This window comes from Clostridioides sp. LIBA-7678, from assembly GCF_056716065.1.
Genome location: NZ_CP196988.1, coordinates 83,429 through 102,311, shown reverse-complemented (window position 1 = coordinate 102,311; position 18,883 = coordinate 83,429). Strand labels below are relative to the sequence as shown.

Sequence of the window (18,883 nt, the reverse complement as noted above, 5' to 3'; positions counted from 1 at the left end):
TTAAACGTAGAGAAGATAATAGTCAATTAAAAATAAAATATATAATTAGATATATATCATCTAAATATTCAATATATATATCTAATTATATATGATTATTCAACAATTTTTGTTACTTCATTTAGAAAAGGTATTTTTATACCATTATCATTTATATATATACTATATAAAACATTTAATTTATTACCTATATCTATAGTATTATATATATTTTGATTAACATATAATGATATTGTTTCATTATCTGAATTTAAAAGTTCCAATGCAAATAATATTTGTTTACCACTTTTACTACTTTTATCTAAATCTGCTAACATTACTTTTTTCTTTGAAACAATCATTATTTCTGTCTTCGGTGCATTAAAATATTGTAATATATCGCTTGATATTTCTTTTATTGATGATGTTTGAACTAAAGATTCTTCTATATTATTACTATCTACTTCATTTTTATTTGATATTTTATCCTCTTTATTTATTTTAATATCAGTGTTATCCTGATGTTGTGTTTTTTTTGCTTCTATTTTATCTTTATTTTCATTAGTAATTACTTTCTTATTTATATTATTTGATAAAAAATATATCCCTATAGTAATAAGCAGTAACACAATACTTATAATTATACCTTGTGATTTCTTCATTATATATACCTCTATTTCTTATTATTTATTAGATTAAGTTTATTTGTTATTGTTTTTATAGTAGAAGCCATTTTTTCATCAATATTGTATATCTGTTTCCTTTCTTTAAAATCATTATCACATATATCTAACTCATCATCTATTAAAGATTTTGATAAATAACTTATATAAATATAATCATTCTTCTCTTCAGATAAAAAATCAATTTTAAAAGAATCAGAGTTAATTTTATAGCTTTCATCTAATAAAATACCACAATGTTTTTTTATATCTCCTACTTTATTTTTATCTACATCACACATCAAGACTGTTTCTAAATTTGATAATATATTTTTGCTTAGATAATCTTCGCTCTTTATAAATCTATACTCTTTTGTTGTTATATAACTTGATATTTGCATTAACATGTCAATATCTTTAACAATTAAATAGAGTGAAGTCATATCAATTGAATCAGTTACACCTATATGTTCATATCCATTAACTTCTCTTAATATATTTTTAATGTACTCTATATATGTTTTCATTCCATTCATTTTATCCAACCTCAATCAATTCTTTATTTATATCATATGCACCCAAAGTTTTTAACATTTGTGTTAAAATACTATATTTATCTATAGAATTCTCACCTTGTTTAGATACTGCTGTTAGAATTATATTATTCAACCCATTGGGGCAAATTACTTGTATTACTGATGTAGCTGTATTTCCCTTTTTAGTATTTTCAAATATATATTCGCTTACAATTACTTCATTTTTATCTATTTTTTTTATATGAGTTCCTTTATTAGATATTATTTTATTTCCATCAGCTTCTATGTTTATTCTTATTTGCTTATCTATCTGTTTTACAATATTCTCATCTAAAATAGATGCTAAACTTTGTATTGGCACATTTGATTCGAGTGGTGATACACCTAAACTTATTCTAGTCTCAAAAGGGTCATTAGCTATAAACTCAATTAATATACCTGCTAATTCAGCTTTATCATAAGCTAAATCAAATACATGGTTATTTTTAGATTCTCTTACTAAGTTTTGTATAGTAGCTATGTTTTCTTTTACTTCCCAAGTAGCTGGATACTTAACCTTTAGACTTAAATACTTATTTGTATATTCCTTATACTCTTTATTATCAAGTAGCTTATTGTCTTTAGGCAAAGAATTAATAGCTTTCCTTAAAGACAATTCTTCTTTTTTATAATTATTACCAAGAGTATTTTTATCATTATCAGAGACTTTAATGTCTTTAACAGATATAAATTCATCAAGTGTAGATTTAATGCTATTCAGATTAATACCTATAAATGTTATTATAATAAACATAGAGAATATATAAATAGCTTTTAACTTAGACCTACTTTTATTTATATTATTATTTAAATTACAACCTAGAGATAAATAATCAGCCTCTGTAAAGTCTATATTATACAGAGTATCTGGTTCATCTAAGTAATCATGTTTATTTAAGCTATTCAAATATACAATATTTAAATTTATATCTGACATAATGTTATGTATACTATTAAAGAGTTGCTTTTCAGTTAAACTATATAAATATTCATTTGATATGATATTTCTATAGTTGTGTGTCTTAGAGAAATAAATATATAAAATATTTTTATTTATTTCAAATAAATGCTTTTTATTATATATATTCATATTAATAAATCTGTATAAGTTCAAAATATCTTTCATTGTAAAATTACTATAGTATATATACCTTATCTTATTTTCTTTATCAAAATCATTTAACATATATGTATTATCACCTACCAATTATTTTTATCATTAAAATATAAATAGCCTGTAATGAGTTCAAAGCTTATTTTGTCATAATAGTATTATATAAGCATTCAAAGCTCTTACAGAAGCTGTAAACAAATATTATTACTATAGAAAAGTTTACATATAATTTCAATAAATCTTCTTCATTTTTATTCTTATGACATTCTTTTTTATTTTTTAAGTTATCTTTTTTTACTACATTTTTATTTATATTAGATTTCTTTTTCTTTTTCTTTGCCATAATTGTAATCTCCTTTGTTTATTTTATATGTAATAATATTTATTATTCTAATAATTATATTTAATAATATATATTTATATTTGTTATTCAATCTTAATTGATATATATAAATATATATTTGTATTTGTTATTCAATTTTAATTGACATATATATAAATATATATTTGTATATATATCTATTAATATATACAATAAAAAAAGGTCTAGTTATCTAAACTAGACCTTTTTCATTAAATCATTATATTAATCATTTTAAATATAGTACAAATAACAATACTTACAAATAAACATATTAAAAAACAACTACCTATTAATATAAGATTAACTGTTTCATTACATATTTTTCGAAGAGCTTTGAGTAGAATATAATTTCTACTATGTATCTTATTTACTTTTTTATAATTGATAACTTTACCTTGCATACCATCAGCCCCTATTATTTTTTATATTCTTTATTTTAAGTTTTCAAATCTGGTCCTAGTACATTAATATTTCTTCAAGCTTTTTTATAATATCTACTCTACAAAATTCAAAGTATTCTTTAGAACTAGATACTACCTCATTAATGTGTTTCTTTACTACAAATTCATAACTTTTTTTATCAAACATACAATATTTATCCCATGTATTATTATCTTTATTTGAATTACACCATTTTATAAAATTATCATAATTATATATAATATTTAATAATATAGTTAAATCAATTTTATTATTATTATATTTAGCTATATTATTTACATTTAGCTCTTCAAGCATAATTATAAATTCCTTGAATTCATTAATTGAAATAGATTCTAAAAAATTCCAATTACACTCTTCAGAGTAAACATCAGCATTTATTAATTTTAAAAGCTTTTTAGCTATCTTATTATTCATATTAAAAGTCCTATTCAATAGTAGTTATAATAGACTCTATTTCAGACATTGAACCAGATAAAATGTTTTTTATTAGATTATTTGATATGTGTATTCTGTAAATTGATAAATAATTTATCATAGTATAAAAAACATTTTCTCTACTATTTCTTGAAATATAGTATTCTATTTTGTTTACTAGGTTTTTACGTTCTTTTATGTTCAATTGCTTTTTTAATTTCTCTCCAATAGTTGATACATTATTATACTTACTATCTTGTATTAGTTTTTGTATTATAATTCCTAAAGAAGCATTTAAATCAGATATTGAGCTTTTTAATAGGCTCTCTATAAAACCTTTAGGAGCTTTAATCTCATAAATTGCTAAATAATTTACTATAGTATAAAAAAGACCTTCTTTATCATTATTTGAAAGAAATTTTATAGTATCATTTGAGAATTTAAAACAATCTTCTTCACTAAGCTTGTCTTTTAAATTATTTAAAAAAGTCTCATATCTATCATTTTCGATAGAATTATCATTTTGAAGTAGCTCTTGTATTATATAACTAATCTTGTTATTTAAATCGCTTCTTCGAGCATTCAAAAGCTTTTTTACAAAATCAGCTGGAATGAAAATCTCACAAGCTGATAAATAATTCATTAATGTATAAAAAATAAAATCTATATGCCCAAATGAAAGAGCATTTATAATTGTTTTTGAGATTCTAAAACATTCTCTTTCATCTAATTCAGATAACTTCATTTTTAGCTTTTGGCCAATATCCTTATATACATTTTCAGCATCATAATTATTATCTTGCATAAGCCCTTGAATAATATCACCAATTTGCTTATTTAAGTTGTATATAGAATTTTTTAATATCTTTTTTATAAATTGATTTGGAATAGTAATATTATAATTAGAAAGCAACTTTATCATAGTATAAAAAATCAGTTCTTTATCTTCACATAAAAGATATGTTATCAATTCATTAGATACATAAAAACGATTTTCTTTAGATAATTTATTCTTAAGATTTTCGCCAAGCTTTAAATTACTATCCTTTGAATCATACTCATCACTTTGTATTAACTCTTGCAATATTAAACCAATATTATAATTTTCACTACCTGAATCTAAAATATTTTTAAAAACATCTTTTCTAAGTGTTATATTATTACTTTCCAAACAGTTACTTATAATATAATGAGCTTCTTTTATATCTTTTTTAGAAAGGCATACTATAATGTCATTGCAAAATCTAAATGCATTTTTTTCACTGAGTTCTTGCTTTAATTCTTTACCAATTGTTATATATACATTTTCATTCATAATAGTATAATTCTCCTAAATTCTTTAGTTTTTGTGAAGGCTAAACTGTATGTCTTAAATATTCCTTCTCTAGCTCTTTAGGTACAAGTATATTTACACTATAGCTCGGTTGAATTTTTAAAAGCCTGGAAATGTTTCTAGCAACAAGTCTCTCTGTTACTATATATAGGTTTTCTTCTTTATTAATATCATTGTATAAATATTTAAAATACACATCTTTTTCATTTGTATCCTTTATGACCTTATCATCAATTTCTAATTTTGCAATCTCTAATTTTTGTTTATTTATTTTTAAATGTACTGTACATTTATTTCCACTTTTTATATTAAAATTGAAAATCATATCTACATCCTCCTTGATAATCAAAGTTCTTTATACTTAAATAATATTATTTTCTAGTTACTAAGTCAATCATTTTTTATATTTTTTAATATATTTTTATATTTTAAAATATATTTATTATGATTTTTATATTAAAAATATATTTTTTAATATATTTATCTGTGTTTTTATTTACGTTTTAGTAAATTTATGTTATTCTATAAATATATAAATAAATAGGAGGATAAAAAATGAATAAAAGATTTGAAAAACTTTTATCTATATCAGAAGCAGCTAAAAAATATAATAAGACAGAAGCTAATTTCAGAATGTTAATTAGGAATGGATATTTTATAATAAATGAAGATTGTATAAAAAAAGGAAATACTTGGATTTTTGATGAAGATGTTCTTGAAATGAAATATGGGCAAAATAAAACTTTTAGAGAATATAAAAGTTTTGTAAATTTAGTAAAAAGATTAGTTAATTTACAGTTACGTTTTAAATATGGCGCAGAAAAGAAAAATACAAAGATTTTTAGAACATATAGAGATTTAGATAAAATTCTAACTGGAGAAAGAATGTATCGTACATATGGACAAGGAATAGATATTCTTATAAATAACATAGAAAAATATCTAAAAGATGATACTGAATTATTAAACGAATGTTTAAAGCTTTCAAAAGAGATAAAAGCTTCAGGCCTAAGTAATTTACATTTTGGATTAGAACCTAAAATGCCTTTTACACCTCTAGAAAATGAGTTGCACATTGAGCAAACAAAAGAATTTTTTAGAATCTTAGCGCAAGAAGAGAATTAAATCAAAGATATAAAAAGCTTATGCTATATAATAACATAAACTTTTTATATCTAATATTAATAGTTAAATAATATTCAAAAAATTTTCTTTAAATTTTTGAATTTCTTCCTTATTATCCTTTACTTTATCTATAGCCCTTCTAATCGAAGTAGCCAGGCTTTCTTTTCTATCTATACTTTCTTTTATTCTTATATCAATTGTATTATTAGCTATAATATCTATTATATGACAATTCTTACTCTGTCCAAGCCTATATATCCTATCTTCACTTTGGTATCTCTTAGCATAATCAAATGTATTGTTATAATAAATCATATAATTAGCTACTTGTAGATTTAAACCCGTAGAGCCAGTACTTATGTTCGCTATAAGGACATTATTATCTTCATAAATAAATTTGTTCAATTGAGTTGTCCTCTCCTTATAACTTAAATGGCCATTTAATTTACTGTATTTTAAATTCTTTAATTCCTCTTCAATAAATTCTAAATCACTATTATATTTATGCCAAATAATACATTTGTTTTTATTTAAATCTATACTTTCTATTATTTCATGTAAAACCTTAACTCTATCATAATTCTTATATGAAAAGTTCACTTTTTTATTATTTTTTTTATTAAAATCATAATCATTAGTAAAAAAATCTGTATTAATATATCCACTTGCTACTCTATGTAAATAACAAATCATTCTAAAAATATCAACACTTTGTAAATTTTCAAAATCTATTTGGTTAAACATAGTATCTCTTACATAATTATAAAAAATTTGATGTTCCTTACTCATATGCAAATATCTTACTTGATAATTTTTTTCTGGTAAATCTAGACATTCATCCTTTTTAACTTGATAGAGATAAGGATTTATTTTTTTTGTAATATAGTCTATATTATGAGCTCTTAAAATTAATCCTGGGTAATGCTTACTATATTCAAGATGATTTCTTGCGAATGAATGAAAAGAATTATATCCTAAAATTTTAGGATGAAGAAAATACATTTGTGTATACAAATCCCATATTCCTTGTGTAATTGGAGTTCCTGTCATTATAATTCTATATTCAATATTATTTTGTAAACTTAATATCCTCTCACTCCTTTTTGCTTTATAATTTTTTATAAAGTGACTTTCATCAAGAATTATCATACTTGATTTATGAATTAAACTAAGTAACTTTGAATAATATTTTTTAGACAAAGATATTGTTTCTATTCCAATAATACAAATAAATTGATTTTTATAATGTTCAATATCTTCTACACTATAATTAGAATGTTTTATAATATCTTTAATAAGATTTTCTTTAGTTGATACAGGACATATCCAAAACACTGTATCTATTTTATTTTTTTCTAATCTGTAATTAGCAAATTCAAGTGCAGTTCTTGTTTTACCAGTTCCTGTATCCATAAATAATGCACAAGCTTTTATATCTTTTAATTTATTAAAAGCTATTTGTTGATGTTCATATAATTCAGTCTTTAAGTTCATCTAAAACACTCTCTTCATCTATTTCCCCTGTAACATATTCAATCAAATTATTATAATCAAAATCGCCTTTTAAAGCTTGTTTAACTGTTAAAAGATTATTTGAACCATTTGATTTATCTGGGTCAAATAATTCAAGCAAATCTCCATCTTTTATAATGCAAATTCTTCTTTTATCTGAGTTTAATATATCTAATATATCATTTTCCTTAGCATAATATATACCTCTAACTACAAAAAAACCATCTATCTTTGAAAAAGGCAAATATTCAAATTTCCAATCTAATGTAGCAGTTTTATATTTATATCTAAGTTTTGCTACATATGGTCTTTTATCTTTTCTTTTAGCATTAAACTCAAACTCATACTTACCTTGTATTTCTTCAATAGTGTTTTCTATTCTTTCTATTTCTTTTCTTCTCTTATAAATTATTTTTTTTATCTCTTCTACCAAAGAAATTAATTCCTCATTTGATAATTTTTCAAGCTCCAATTATTCACCATCTTCTTCCAAATGTTTAATTTTAGCAAGTAATGCTTCCCATGAGGGACTAAATTCATGATTGATAAAGGAATCCTTTAAACCTGTAAATTGTTTTAACTTTATAACCTCTTCAAGTTCCATTCCAAAAGCTTTACAAATCCTTTCATCACTCCATCCAGATTTTGTAAGTTCTAACACCATATCACTTAATCCCAAAATAGTATGTTGACCTCGTGCTCTATTATGTCTTATTGTACTTGTCATTCTTTCTTCAATAGGTTTATCTATTATTGCTACAGGCAAATAATTATGAACTTTTTCATTTATATCTTTATATTCTTTACCAACTCTATTTCGATGATAACCATCTACAATTTCAATCCTATTTTTATTATATTCATATCCAACAATTGGTTGAGTATATCCATCTTCCTTTATTGATTCATGCAAAAGCTTCATTTCAGGAGTAGCTACTCGATTAGGATTATAACTATTTGCTTCTATATTTTCACTTTTAAACCAAAGAACAGAATCAACAGGCTGTTCTTTAAATGGAGATATATCATGTAAAGATAGTTTAACTTTATTAAGGGCATCCACCTTTTCATCAAAAGGTAACTTTGCTATTTCTTTCTTCAACTCTTCTATCAACTTATCTATCACTTTTTCTAGCCTCTCTTCTTAAATAAATATAATTTTTACTTTCTCTAGTTACTATAAAACCTTTCTCTAACCAATATTTAATATCACAATCTTTTTTTAGTAAATCTACTTTAATAGCTTTGTTAATATCTTTTATTAAATAAAAACGTCTCTTTAAGAGTTCTTTTTCTATTGCTGCTATTTCTGAATATGTGTAGTCAAATATAATAAGATTCTTTTTTTCTTCAAATACAGTAAATCCAACAGCCTCATTGTTTTCAATTGCTATTATCCAAATATAATTATCTTCATTTGACAGATATTCAAGTTTTGATTTATATTTTTTTTCAGCAAAATACTTACCAACTAATGAGTAAAATTCTTTTCTATTATAATTATTTTTAAATACTTTATATATCATAATTCTAATCATCCTTTGATATAAATTTATTTTCATATTTTTCTAAGCTTTTATTTATTTCATTAACACCAAAATAATTAATATATTTATCTCTAATCTTTTTTAACTTTTCATATCCTGATTTTGTCTCTCCAAAAGATAGTCGTTTCATCCAAAAATCATTTTTTTCTATAGCTCTTGCAATTTCTTTCCAAGAACACCAATTATTATCATTACCATGCTCCATATCATCAGTTAACTCTGTTTTACATTTTTCTTTATGCCACCATATTACTCTTTTAATCTTTTCAATATAGTGCTCCATTACTTCAGGAGCATATATACCTATACTTTCTAATAAAAATATAGTGTATTCTTCCCAACTCATATGGCTAGGTTTAGATGTTTTTATATGGCCTAATAGCTCTGTCCTACAATATATACAGCCCATATTTACTCCACTTACTCTATTTAATAATTTTTCCCAAGTATCTGGCTCAATTGACTTAAATTGGTCAAGACCTACCCTTTGGTCAAATCCAAAAGGCTGACAAAGTCTTTGCTGATGAATTCCAACACCATTTTTATACATCATTTCATATATCTGATTAAATTTTAAATCATATTTAGCAACCACTCCCCAAATATCTTCAGTACAGTAATCGTAAATTGGATAAAAATTATATATATCTAAATCTATTTTTGTTGTCCATTGTAAGCCCTTATAAGTGCTTTTATTTGTACTCGCAATAGTTCTATAACGATTTAAACTTTCTTGGCTTCTAATAGCAACTCCACAAGCCACAGGTCCATCATTTTTATCTCTATACCATTTAGCAAAGTCAACTATAAAATCTTCGAATATCATACCTCGTTCATAAAAATCAAATATATTATTTTTAATATTTATTATGTTTTTGCCTTTTGGCATTTTCCTAATCCATTTACTTTTACAATTTTCATCCCATGTTATCCATGTAGGTTCAAATTGACTAACTGCATTGTCTTCTGTAAATTCTAAGCAAACATGATAAAAATTATCTATCTGAGATAATTTTTTTAATTCTTTTAAGTGTTCATCAGTTGCCTTATACCAAGCTTCTAAATCTACGTGTAATACATCAAATTTCTTATTCATTTCTTTTGCTATCATATTTGCTAGTTGCACCATAACAGAACTATCTTTACCTCCACTTACACTAAAATATATATTATCAAAGTTATTAAATATATATCTTAGACGTTCTATAGAAGCTTCTAGTACATTTTTTTCATTGTAAATCTTCATGACATTACTCCTTAATAATTAATCTATAACTCTATTATTTTTATCTATATAGAATCACATTTTTAAACACTATATATAATATTTAAAAATATATCTTTTATAAGATAAATTAATTTAAATGATATAATAAATATTATACATAATTATATCAAAATTATATGGTAAATTCGGAGGTATTTATGTTTAAACTAAGTAGCAATTATTTTGATTTTAATTTTTTAGATTCTATCATATCTGAAATCCATAAAAATGGCTATGTAGTTGGGAAACTTAAAGGATACAAAATAATAACATCTTTTTCAGACCTAGGTATAATAAATTCTAATGATATTAGTTATCTTAATGAAAATGATACTATAGCTATTATTGAAAAAAATGGTTTTTTCTATGGAATGAGCATTGCAGAATATGAGAGAATCGAAAAATTAAAAAAAACTAAAATGTTAGAACAATTAAAAGAGGAACAATATAAGAAAAAAGTAGCATTAGAAAAAAGCATATTAAATAGAAAAGAAGCTATTGAATTTAATAAAAAAATCCTTTTAAATGTACTTTGGCGACCAGTTCATTGCATGGTTGATTCAGGTCTTAATGCCTCTTCAGTTGGAGATGGAACATATAGTAAATCTGTTGTTCATATTGAGTTATTAGAACCCTTTGTGGATGGTAGATTAAAAAGAAATAGTAAGGATTTACTTTGTAATAGCGATAAAGATTCAAAGAGTAAATTAAAAGGATATAGAACTCTAGCTGAAGCTTTTAGTACTAATGGGGAAAAATATAATCAAAAAGTGACTTGTAAAGCTTGTTTAAATATATTGAGAAGAAAAAATCTTATTAGAAAATAAAAAATCTATATTATATATAAAATTTAAAGACCCCTTAATAAATAAATTAAATTATATCAAGAGGTCTTTAAATTATTTATTTTTATTACTTCTTTTATTCTCAACAAAACTTTTAGTAAAATTAAATATTACAAATCCAATCGTCATACCTAATACACCTTCAGGAATTGATTCTATTCTATGATTAAATAAAATAGACAAACCTAATAATACTATAGATACAATGACTAAATAACAAATAATTTCAAAAAAGGATAAAGATATTGAGCATTTAATATCAATACTAAATTCTTTGTTGTTCATTACATTCACCCTTTCATTATAGTTTATCATGTATATTATAGCATTTTAATAATTATTTTATCAGCATAATTAAATAATTGAATTGCAGGCCTCTCTTAGTTCATCAATAGACTCTATTGTTTTCTCTATTCTTTTCTCTATTTTTTTATTTTTATATTTTACTATATGAACATAATAATCTTTTTCTAGATATTCAGCTATTTCTTTGACAGAAAGCCATCTTCCTTCTAACTTACTTTTTTTATTTCTTGAAGCGAAGTGGTTAGAAATATCACAAGCTTCAGATAAGGTTTGTGCAAATCCTAACATAACTAAGTAATTATCTTGAGTTTCTTCTTTAATATATATAAAATCATTATAAGCTTTAATAAATTTATCTATATCTTTATCTTCAGATTCACAAAAATCATCATAAACTTCTGATAAGCCTTCTAATGAATATTCTTTTAGATTTTCCTCACAAGCTTTTATATGAGCTACCTTTTCCATTATTTCTTTAACATTTTCACTATCTAAACTTTTATACATATCCAAATCTCCTTTAAAATGAAAAGTAATTTATAAATTTCTTTTTGCTTCTGCTAATGACCTTTTAATCTGTTTTATTTTCTGTTTTATTTCTTCATTTTCTCTATTTTTACACTTGATATATATTTTACTTTTTTCTCTAGTGACTTTTATACCATTAATTGTTTTTGTATTATGTTTCTCTTTATATATGACTATAGCTTCTTCTCTATTGAATGCTTCAATTTCATCAACTATTTTATTTGTTTTATTTACTGAAAAATAAAATTTCTTTTTAGTAATTTCCTTAAGCATACTTTCTTTGAATCTTTCTTTTTCTCCAAAAACATCTAAAATTATATCATCATCTTGTATATCTATAAGTTGGAATTCAAGCATATAATAAAGGCTATCTGCATCTATAATTTTAAACATCCTATTTTCTTTCACTATAAAAGCTCCTTTTATATGTTTGTTTAAAAACGTTCAGATAGATATTCTATCTCTCTTATAAACTTGTCTTCGTATTTAGATATATCATCTAAAAATTTATTAATAAATTCATCTTTTAAAATTTCTTCAATTGGTAACAAAAATGTTGCTAATACTTTAAAGTTATTTTCTACAGAAGAATTATCTATATATAATTCAATATCACAAGTCTTTAATAAGAAATGTAAATCGTTAAAAGTTTCTATATAAAAATTTTTATCCTTAAATATATTTGTATTTTTATATATAGCACTTGCTTTAGAAAGATATTTATAATTTATTAATTCTGTATTTAATGTAATGACATTAATTTTATCTTCTTCCCATTTAAAATTAAATACTCTATTATTAAGTTCTACTTGATTAATTTTACTATCTATATGATATTTCTCCATAAAGTCATATATTATTTTTTTGCTATTTTCAGTATAATCTTTAAAAAACTCATCTATTCTCTTTTTATAATCTATATTTTTATAATCATACTTTTGAAGTAATAAATCTTTATCAAAAACCCATATTGAACTTATTTTTTTGCCTACATCATTATAATCTCCTTTTTGCACCGAATTTCTGAATGTAGTGACAGGCATATCAAGCAGTTCAGCAGCTTCTTTTAATGATATAATATTATTGAGTGTTTTTTTTTCACGAAAAGCACCATTAAGTAATCCCATCTGAAATTTAGATTTTATTTCTGAATCATATAAGTTATTTATTAATGAATCACATGCTGTTATATTTATTTCATTACAAGCTTTTAATATAATTTCTAATAATCTATTTTTATAAATATTATTATAAAATAAATTAACTATCATATTTATTTGATTTTTATTAAATATACCTGACTTACCTAATTTAATTCCAAATTCATACACTTCTCCCATTTATAACCTCTCCTTTATTCTATTATTTATAATTATGTAATAATCTCTTATGATTTTTTTGGGCTACATGACCATTAAGTAATCCCATCTGAAAGTTAACTTTTATCTCTAAATCATATAGGTTGTCTATTAATGATTCACATACAGTTAATTTTTGTGACCTACATCCTTCTGAAATCATGTGTACTAACTTATCTGTATTACACTCTTGAGAAAATAAATTCTGCATCTGCATTATCTGACCTGAACTAAATACACCTGCTTTTCCTAATTTAAAACCCAGTTCATATACATCTGTTTTCATTTATATATCCTCCTTTGTCCTATAATTAATTATCTATAAGTATAGAATACCATACGATTATGTTTAAATCAAGTTTTTTATTAATCATCAACCAAAATATACGTTTTTTATTAATCATCAACCAAATATATATTGTTAATCTTAATCAATAATCAAATAATAAATTTTTTTATCAATATTTTAAAAAATGGATATTTAACTGTGCTTATATTTTTATTCAAACACAGTTAAATATCCATTTAATGTTTATTATTATTTATTCTTCCTTCTAATTGTTAATTTTTCATATGCTTTATTTATAGTCAAGTTTCCATTTATAACATTATCTCTTATATCTTGATATATTTTATCTGAATACATGATATCTTTAAGCTTTATTAAATCTCCTGAATTCATCTTATATATAGATTCAATTAATTTATTACTAATTACATAATCTTCTTCTAGTAACTTTATTTGATTCCAGGATTCTTTTAGTGTATATACTCTTTCAAGATTAATTATAGTAGATATCATATTAGCAATCTCTATAATTCTCATTGTATCAATATTATTGAGTTTAATTACTGTAGAAGGTATTAGCTTCTTATGTAGTTTTAAAGATATATATATTCTTATTAGTCCATCCAACAAAAAATATTGTTCACTTTTTTCTAAATATAACACTAAAATAGGATTCATAGAGCTAATCTTCTCTATTCTTTTTGAAAATTTATCAAAACTATCTTCAATTGATAATTTCTTATATTCAGAACAGACTATAGATTCTATTTCTATATATGTACACTCTTCTCCTGATTCAAGTTTTATATCCTTTATAAATTTATGAATTTCACTAGTAAGCTTTCTTATATCATTAGTTTTCACTATATTATCAATATTAATATATTTCATAGCTATCCTCCTATTGACATTATCTATGACTTATTAAATATTCATTTGCTAAAATAAATTAGTTTTACTTTATATATTTATAATATATTAGTATACAGAAATGGGAAATAGAAACTACCTTATAACTTTATGAAATTATATTATAATGAAAAATAAAACAAATACTAAGGAGAGATATATGTCATTAGAAGAAATATTAAAAATAGCAGTACTATCTTTAATGATATGCTATATAGTAATAGTTACTAGAAATACATTTAATGGTTTATTAGATATATTACATTCATTTGATTCTGAGGAAGAAAGCTTTATAGCCTGGATTATAATGTTTATATTAATATTAATAATAAGCAAAATATTACTTATAATAGAAGGAAGATAAGTACATAATTAAAAAAGGTAAACACACTTGTTAAAATTATTTAGAAGCGTGTTTACCAAAACTAGGTTAATAATAATCATATCTTGTTCGTTTATTACTTTATCAATAACTTAAAAATATGATAAATTTAGCAAACTCATTTTTATACCTGTTCCTTAATTAAAGTAATAGCTGTTATCATCCTAATACTATATATATTTTTTTTTGTATTTTTCAAATACCATTCTATGTAATCTTGATTTTCTTTATAAACATCATATACTGTTCTACCTTTATATTTTCCACTTGTAAAAATAATTTTTTTTGCATCATTAATATTTATATCTTTAAAATAAGCTAATAAATTCTTCGCTATATGAGGATAGAACTTATCTAATAAATATTTTATACAATTATAGCTTTTAGTTCTTTCTGATGATGACTTGTAATTTAATTGGCTAACACCAACGCTTGAAAAGTCAAATTTTCTACTGTCTAAATTTCCTACATAATACGCAATACAATGTTCTAAATCAGTTTTCATTACATCAGATATATACTTACCTGCATATTTTGAAAAAGCAGGAAATTTTATAGTTTCAGCTTTCTCTAGTGTATCAACATTTTCTTCCTCTAGTATCTTATAATGTCTTTCATCTCTAATATCACACATTAGCTTATTTAAATATTCATAATCTTCTAAATATTTATCAGCCCAAATATTTGCTTTCTCAAAACCAGCTTCAAAAGATTCTACTTTTTCTTTAAGAATAATTTCTTTTAGATACTCAATGTATAGATAATAATCTTCATTAATCTCAATACTTCCATTATTTAAATACTTATAATTTATATTTTCTTTTTTTATTCTAAAAGTAACTTTATTTTTAGTAACTTTATAATGAATGTTGCTATTTCTTGTACCTATTCTATTTGGATAGCTTATACCTGCTGAATCCAATATTTCATATTCAGGTATTTTTGTTGGTTTAAAATCAAGTTTCACTTATTTCAACTCCTTTAATTATAGGCATTTTGAATTTAATGTTGATTTCATATCTAATTTTTCTGATTGGATACTATTTTTTATTCTGCTAATTTTCTTAACTATTTTAAAAGGTTTATCCCATTTCCCAATATTAAAATACATGTAGAAATTAGTATCAAAATAATCTATCATAGCATCACTATCATCATAATTATATTCCTTCAAGAGATTATAGACATCAATTAAAATATTTTTGCCTATTTCGTTTAATTTTTCATTCCTATCTATATTATAATGGTTAATTTGTAAATAATCTTTTTCACAGCCTTCATTAAATATGTTTTGAGGTGCTTCCATCAAGCTTACATTTATTATTGAACACATACCATCTGAGGTTGTAATACTAAATTTATACGTTGGATATATTTCTTTTACATATTGACGAATGATTTTTGCAATGTCTTTAATTGACAAATAATCACTATAATCTTCCCCTTTCCAGCCATATTCAGTATAAAACTCACTTCTTGTGCTATTTGCAGTTTCAGTAGTTATAGTTTTTGATTTCTTTTTCCATGTTGGAAATAGGCAATCATATTCATTATTAATTTTTTTCATTACTTCATCATTTCCACCCATATCTGGATGATGTATTTTTGCTAACTTTTTAAATGTATTTTTTAAATCTTCTAATGATTTTACATCTTTAAAATAATCCATATTGTTACCTTCCTATAATTTTATTCCATTTCAATTTTTTATTTGAAGTGATATTTTTAAAGAATATCTTAAAACTTTTTAATTAATTACAACTATTTTATTAAACTTAATATTACATCTTTAAAAACACTAGAAGCTATATGCAATTCATGTATCATAATCTCACACACTTAAAGTTTATAATTTATTTCTTCTACTTTTATGTTTTCATCATCTGTAAACCATTCTCCAGCACACTCTAGTGATGCTTCTTTAATAGCTAATTTAATAGCATCGTCTTTATTTTTAGCTTTTACATCAACAAATATATCCCCTGTAAATGGTATCTTTACTTTATATTCTTTCATAATTGACACTCCTTATATAAGTTAAGGTAGGTCTATAAAGCTTGAATTTCATTTATAAACTTACCTTACTATTTATTCTATTTACTTATTAATTTCTTATAGTTATATCTTCACATAATTGTTTGATGCTATATAAGCTTCCTTTGCAATCAAACTATTCCCATATCTTTCATAGTCAAAATATTCTTCAAGTGTTTTTAGGTCTAACATATTGACTCCACCTAGATGTTTAATAAAACTATTTGCTAATTTAACTTCATTACTAGTGCTATCCTCATCCTCAAGTAATATAAAATCATGTTCTTTTAATAAATTAGAAATATTATTTTCAAGTATTGTATTAATCTTTATATAATTTCCTTCAAGTAAAACTTCTAATTGTTTAATCTCATTTACTTCTAGTTCTTCAATTTTCTCAGCTAACTGATTTAGCTGTTTTATATTGTTATCTTCATTTATTTTTAGGCCTTTTACATCTGTTTTAAAATCTGATATAACATACTCCTTATATTTCTCATTTATACCTATATTTTTTAATACTTTTTTCAAGCTTTCTTCTCTTATTGGCAATTCAATCCATTCATCTATACATTCACCTTCATGATATTTTCCTAAGTTAGTTAAACATATTTTTATTCGTTTACTCATTTTTGTATGACTCCTTACTTCGCTTATTTTACATGGCGAAAACGGCGAATTTTATTTTAGTATCATTTCTTTTTCCTAATTTCATTATACTATATATTCGCCAAAAATACAATATTTTTTTGGCGAATAATTCTTTTAAAAGCTTTTGATTTCTAATAACTCTGATGCTTCTATATCTAATACAAAACAAATTTTTTCAAGTTCACTAACTGTAAATTCTCTATGTCCATTTTCCTTTTTTGAATAAGTTTTAAAAGTCATTCCTATTGTTGTACTTAATTGTTGCTGTGTAATTTTTTTTTCAGCCCTCAGCTCTTTTAACCTCTGTAGTTTCATTTTATACCCTCCAATTATTATTATAAAATAATATTATCATATTTAAGAACTATATAAAAGACACATCATTTGTAAAGGAAATCATTGTTTTATATTTCTATATTAAAAAAAGGTTATAATTGATAAAGTTTTAATACTATTATCTATAATATTAACTACTTCCCACTTAGATTAAATATAAATTAACATATATATTTAGAATATATTAACATGATATTAGAAAATTGAATGATATATGAAACATGTATTATTTTAATGTTTATATTAATTAAATATATAAATATTAAATAATATATATTTGTAATACTTGTATTTAAATATATTAGATATAAATTATTATAAGTAATAGATATAGGAGGATAAAATGTATAAGATAAATGATTATGTTGAATTTATAAGCAAAACTAAATATATTGAAAAAGGAAGGATAGTTAAAATCAAAAAATTTCCTCTACGATATGGCATTGCATTACAAATTGGTAAGAATACTCATAGAGTTTATTATATTAGAGAAAGTAAAATTATATCAATAATAAATAATGAAAAATCTAATTCTGATACAAATATCAATAAATATATTGTTTTTTTCAATAAAAATGATTACATACAAATAAATATAAAAAAAGATAATAACAGAAATACAAAAGAAAATAAATTTGATGACTTTAAAAAAATAGAAGATTACATAAATAATCATTATGATAATCTATTTTTTACTATTTTTGACTTAAGTGAAATTACTGATATTAAAAATTTATAGGTGAAAACATGAATAAGAATAAATTAAAAAAATATTTAAAATATATCTGTTTATTACTTTTAGTTATATCAATTTTAGCTTCTTTGAAGATATCAATAAGGATAGGACCTGAAAAACAACTACTTATGAAATTAACAAATTATATAAAATATTCGTGGGAGGAATAAGAA

General features: G+C 22.8%; 27 protein-coding genes. 4 read left to right on the top strand and 23 right to left on the bottom strand.

Features of this window, described 5'->3' with window-relative positions; all coding sequences use genetic code 11:
• Positions 1-95: 95 nt before the first annotated feature.
• The 7 genes from ACTG46_RS20060 to ACTG46_RS20030 form a co-directional block, all read right to left on the bottom strand.
• Positions 96-641 carry a hypothetical protein gene (locus tag ACTG46_RS20060; protein WP_479924201.1) on the bottom strand — a complete coding sequence of 182 codons (546 nt, stop codon included), beginning with the start codon at positions 639-641 and terminating at the stop codon, positions 96-98.
• An 11-nt stretch (positions 642-652) separates the two neighbouring features.
• On the bottom strand, positions 653-1,177 hold the full coding sequence (locus ACTG46_RS20055) for a hypothetical protein (RefSeq protein WP_479924200.1): 525 nt from the start codon (positions 1,175-1,177) through the stop codon (positions 653-655).
• Position 1,178: 1 nt separating this feature from the next.
• Positions 1,179-2,402 carry a hypothetical protein gene (locus tag ACTG46_RS20050; RefSeq protein ID WP_479924199.1) on the bottom strand — a complete coding sequence of 408 codons (1,224 nt, stop codon included), beginning with the start codon at positions 2,400-2,402 and terminating at the stop codon, positions 1,179-1,181.
• Between the two features lie 67 nt (positions 2,403-2,469).
• Entirely contained in the window at positions 2,470-2,673 is a 204-nt protein-coding gene (locus ACTG46_RS20045) for a hypothetical protein (RefSeq protein ID WP_479924198.1), read from the bottom strand.
• A 477-nt stretch (positions 2,674-3,150) separates the two neighbouring features.
• Complete coding sequence (locus ACTG46_RS20040) at positions 3,151-3,552, bottom strand: hypothetical protein (protein ID WP_479924197.1); 402 nt, start codon at positions 3,550-3,552, stop codon at positions 3,151-3,153.
• Positions 3,553-3,562: 10 nt separating this feature from the next.
• Positions 3,563-4,867, bottom strand: a complete 1,305-nt coding sequence (locus ACTG46_RS20035) for a hypothetical protein (protein ID WP_479924196.1) — start codon at positions 4,865-4,867, stop codon at positions 3,563-3,565.
• Positions 4,868-4,907: 40 nt separating this feature from the next.
• Positions 4,908-5,210, bottom strand: coding sequence for a hypothetical protein (locus tag ACTG46_RS20030; RefSeq protein WP_479924195.1), 303 nt, complete (start codon positions 5,208-5,210; stop codon positions 4,908-4,910).
• Between the two features lie 230 nt (positions 5,211-5,440).
• Between ACTG46_RS20030 and ACTG46_RS20025 the strand changes: the two genes are divergently transcribed.
• Positions 5,441-6,010 carry a hypothetical protein gene (locus ACTG46_RS20025; protein ID WP_479924194.1) on the top strand — a complete coding sequence of 190 codons (570 nt, stop codon included), beginning with the start codon at positions 5,441-5,443 and terminating at the stop codon, positions 6,008-6,010.
• A gap of 63 nt (positions 6,011-6,073) precedes the next feature.
• Here the strand turns inward: ACTG46_RS20025 and ACTG46_RS20020 are convergent, their stop codons facing one another.
• The 5 genes from ACTG46_RS20020 to ACTG46_RS20000 are packed head-to-tail and all read right to left on the bottom strand — an operon-like array spanning position 6,074 to position 10,315.
• Positions 6,074-7,504, bottom strand: coding sequence for a DEAD/DEAH box helicase (locus ACTG46_RS20020; protein ID WP_479924193.1), 1,431 nt, complete (start codon positions 7,502-7,504; stop codon positions 6,074-6,076).
• Complete coding sequence (locus tag ACTG46_RS20015; RefSeq protein ID WP_479924192.1) at positions 7,488-7,994, bottom strand: hypothetical protein; 507 nt, start codon at positions 7,992-7,994, stop codon at positions 7,488-7,490. The genes ACTG46_RS20020 and ACTG46_RS20015 overlap by 17 nt, the downstream gene beginning before the upstream one ends.
• Positions 7,995-8,648 (bottom strand): IbrB-like domain-containing protein, encoded by a 654-nt coding sequence (locus tag ACTG46_RS20010; protein ID WP_479924191.1) that lies wholly within the window; start codon positions 8,646-8,648, stop codon positions 7,995-7,997.
• A complete protein-coding gene (locus ACTG46_RS20005; protein WP_479924190.1) occupies positions 8,638-9,048 on the bottom strand; it encodes a hypothetical protein in 411 nt (136 codons plus the stop codon). Before ACTG46_RS20005 ends, ACTG46_RS20010 begins: the two co-directional genes overlap by 11 nt.
• 4 nt (positions 9,049-9,052) lie before the next feature.
• Positions 9,053-10,315 (bottom strand): DUF3440 domain-containing protein, encoded by a 1,263-nt coding sequence (locus ACTG46_RS20000; protein ID WP_479924189.1) that lies wholly within the window; start codon positions 10,313-10,315, stop codon positions 9,053-9,055.
• A 179-nt stretch (positions 10,316-10,494) separates the two neighbouring features.
• Here ACTG46_RS20000 and ACTG46_RS19995 point away from each other — a divergent pair, with 179 nt between their 5' ends.
• The gene (locus tag ACTG46_RS19995; protein WP_479924188.1) at positions 10,495-11,163 is read left to right on the top strand and encodes a hypothetical protein; all 669 of its coding nucleotides are present in this window, start codon (positions 10,495-10,497) and stop codon (positions 11,161-11,163) included.
• A gap of 72 nt (positions 11,164-11,235) precedes the next feature.
• Here the strand turns inward: ACTG46_RS19995 and ACTG46_RS19990 are convergent, their stop codons facing one another.
• The 6 genes from ACTG46_RS19990 to ACTG46_RS19965 all read right to left on the bottom strand — a co-directional run bounded on the left by ACTG46_RS19990 (position 11,236) and on the right by ACTG46_RS19965 (position 14,553).
• On the bottom strand, positions 11,236-11,466 hold the full coding sequence (locus tag ACTG46_RS19990; RefSeq protein WP_479924187.1) for a hypothetical protein: 231 nt from the start codon (positions 11,464-11,466) through the stop codon (positions 11,236-11,238).
• A 69-nt stretch (positions 11,467-11,535) separates the two neighbouring features.
• A complete protein-coding gene (locus tag ACTG46_RS19985) occupies positions 11,536-11,994 on the bottom strand; it encodes a hypothetical protein (RefSeq protein ID WP_479924186.1) in 459 nt (152 codons plus the stop codon).
• A gap of 30 nt (positions 11,995-12,024) precedes the next feature.
• On the bottom strand, positions 12,025-12,423 hold the full coding sequence (locus tag ACTG46_RS19980) for a hypothetical protein (protein ID WP_479924185.1): 399 nt from the start codon (positions 12,421-12,423) through the stop codon (positions 12,025-12,027).
• A gap of 26 nt (positions 12,424-12,449) precedes the next feature.
• Positions 12,450-13,355, bottom strand: a complete 906-nt coding sequence (locus ACTG46_RS19975) for a hypothetical protein (protein ID WP_479924184.1) — start codon at positions 13,353-13,355, stop codon at positions 12,450-12,452.
• A 22-nt stretch (positions 13,356-13,377) separates the two neighbouring features.
• Entirely contained in the window at positions 13,378-13,659 is a 282-nt protein-coding gene (locus tag ACTG46_RS19970; protein ID WP_479924183.1) for a hypothetical protein, read from the bottom strand.
• Between the two features lie 252 nt (positions 13,660-13,911).
• Positions 13,912-14,553, bottom strand: a complete 642-nt coding sequence (locus ACTG46_RS19965; protein ID WP_479924182.1) for a hypothetical protein — start codon at positions 14,551-14,553, stop codon at positions 13,912-13,914.
• A gap of 178 nt (positions 14,554-14,731) precedes the next feature.
• Here ACTG46_RS19965 and ACTG46_RS19960 point away from each other — a divergent pair, with 178 nt between their 5' ends.
• Positions 14,732-14,935, top strand: a complete 204-nt coding sequence (locus ACTG46_RS19960; protein ID WP_479924181.1) for a hypothetical protein — start codon at positions 14,732-14,734, stop codon at positions 14,933-14,935.
• 142 nt (positions 14,936-15,077) lie between these two features.
• On the opposite strand, the gene ACTG46_RS19955 is transcribed toward ACTG46_RS19960, so the two are convergent.
• The 5 genes from ACTG46_RS19955 to ACTG46_RS19935 form a co-directional block, all read right to left on the bottom strand.
• Positions 15,078-15,920: an exodeoxyribonuclease X C-terminal domain-containing protein gene (locus ACTG46_RS19955; RefSeq protein ID WP_479924180.1), complete on the bottom strand. Its 843-nt coding sequence runs from the start codon at positions 15,918-15,920 to the stop codon at positions 15,078-15,080.
• Between the two features lie 18 nt (positions 15,921-15,938).
• A complete protein-coding gene (locus ACTG46_RS19950; protein ID WP_479924179.1) occupies positions 15,939-16,622 on the bottom strand; it encodes an LPD29 domain-containing protein in 684 nt (227 codons plus the stop codon).
• Between the two features lie 170 nt (positions 16,623-16,792).
• Positions 16,793-16,969, bottom strand: a complete 177-nt coding sequence (locus ACTG46_RS19945) for a hypothetical protein (RefSeq protein ID WP_479924178.1) — start codon at positions 16,967-16,969, stop codon at positions 16,793-16,795.
• Between the two features lie 102 nt (positions 16,970-17,071).
• A complete protein-coding gene (locus tag ACTG46_RS19940) occupies positions 17,072-17,617 on the bottom strand; it encodes an antirestriction protein ArdA (protein WP_479924177.1) in 546 nt (181 codons plus the stop codon).
• Positions 17,618-17,752: 135 nt separating this feature from the next.
• Positions 17,753-17,953 carry a helix-turn-helix domain-containing protein gene (locus tag ACTG46_RS19935; protein WP_479924176.1) on the bottom strand — a complete coding sequence of 67 codons (201 nt, stop codon included), beginning with the start codon at positions 17,951-17,953 and terminating at the stop codon, positions 17,753-17,755.
• Positions 17,954-18,317: 364 nt separating this feature from the next.
• On the opposite strand from ACTG46_RS19935, the gene ACTG46_RS19930 reads away from it, so the two are divergent.
• Positions 18,318-18,713 (top strand): hypothetical protein, encoded by a 396-nt coding sequence (locus tag ACTG46_RS19930; protein WP_479924175.1) that lies wholly within the window; start codon positions 18,318-18,320, stop codon positions 18,711-18,713.
• The last annotated feature ends 170 nt before the right edge of the window (positions 18,714-18,883 follow it).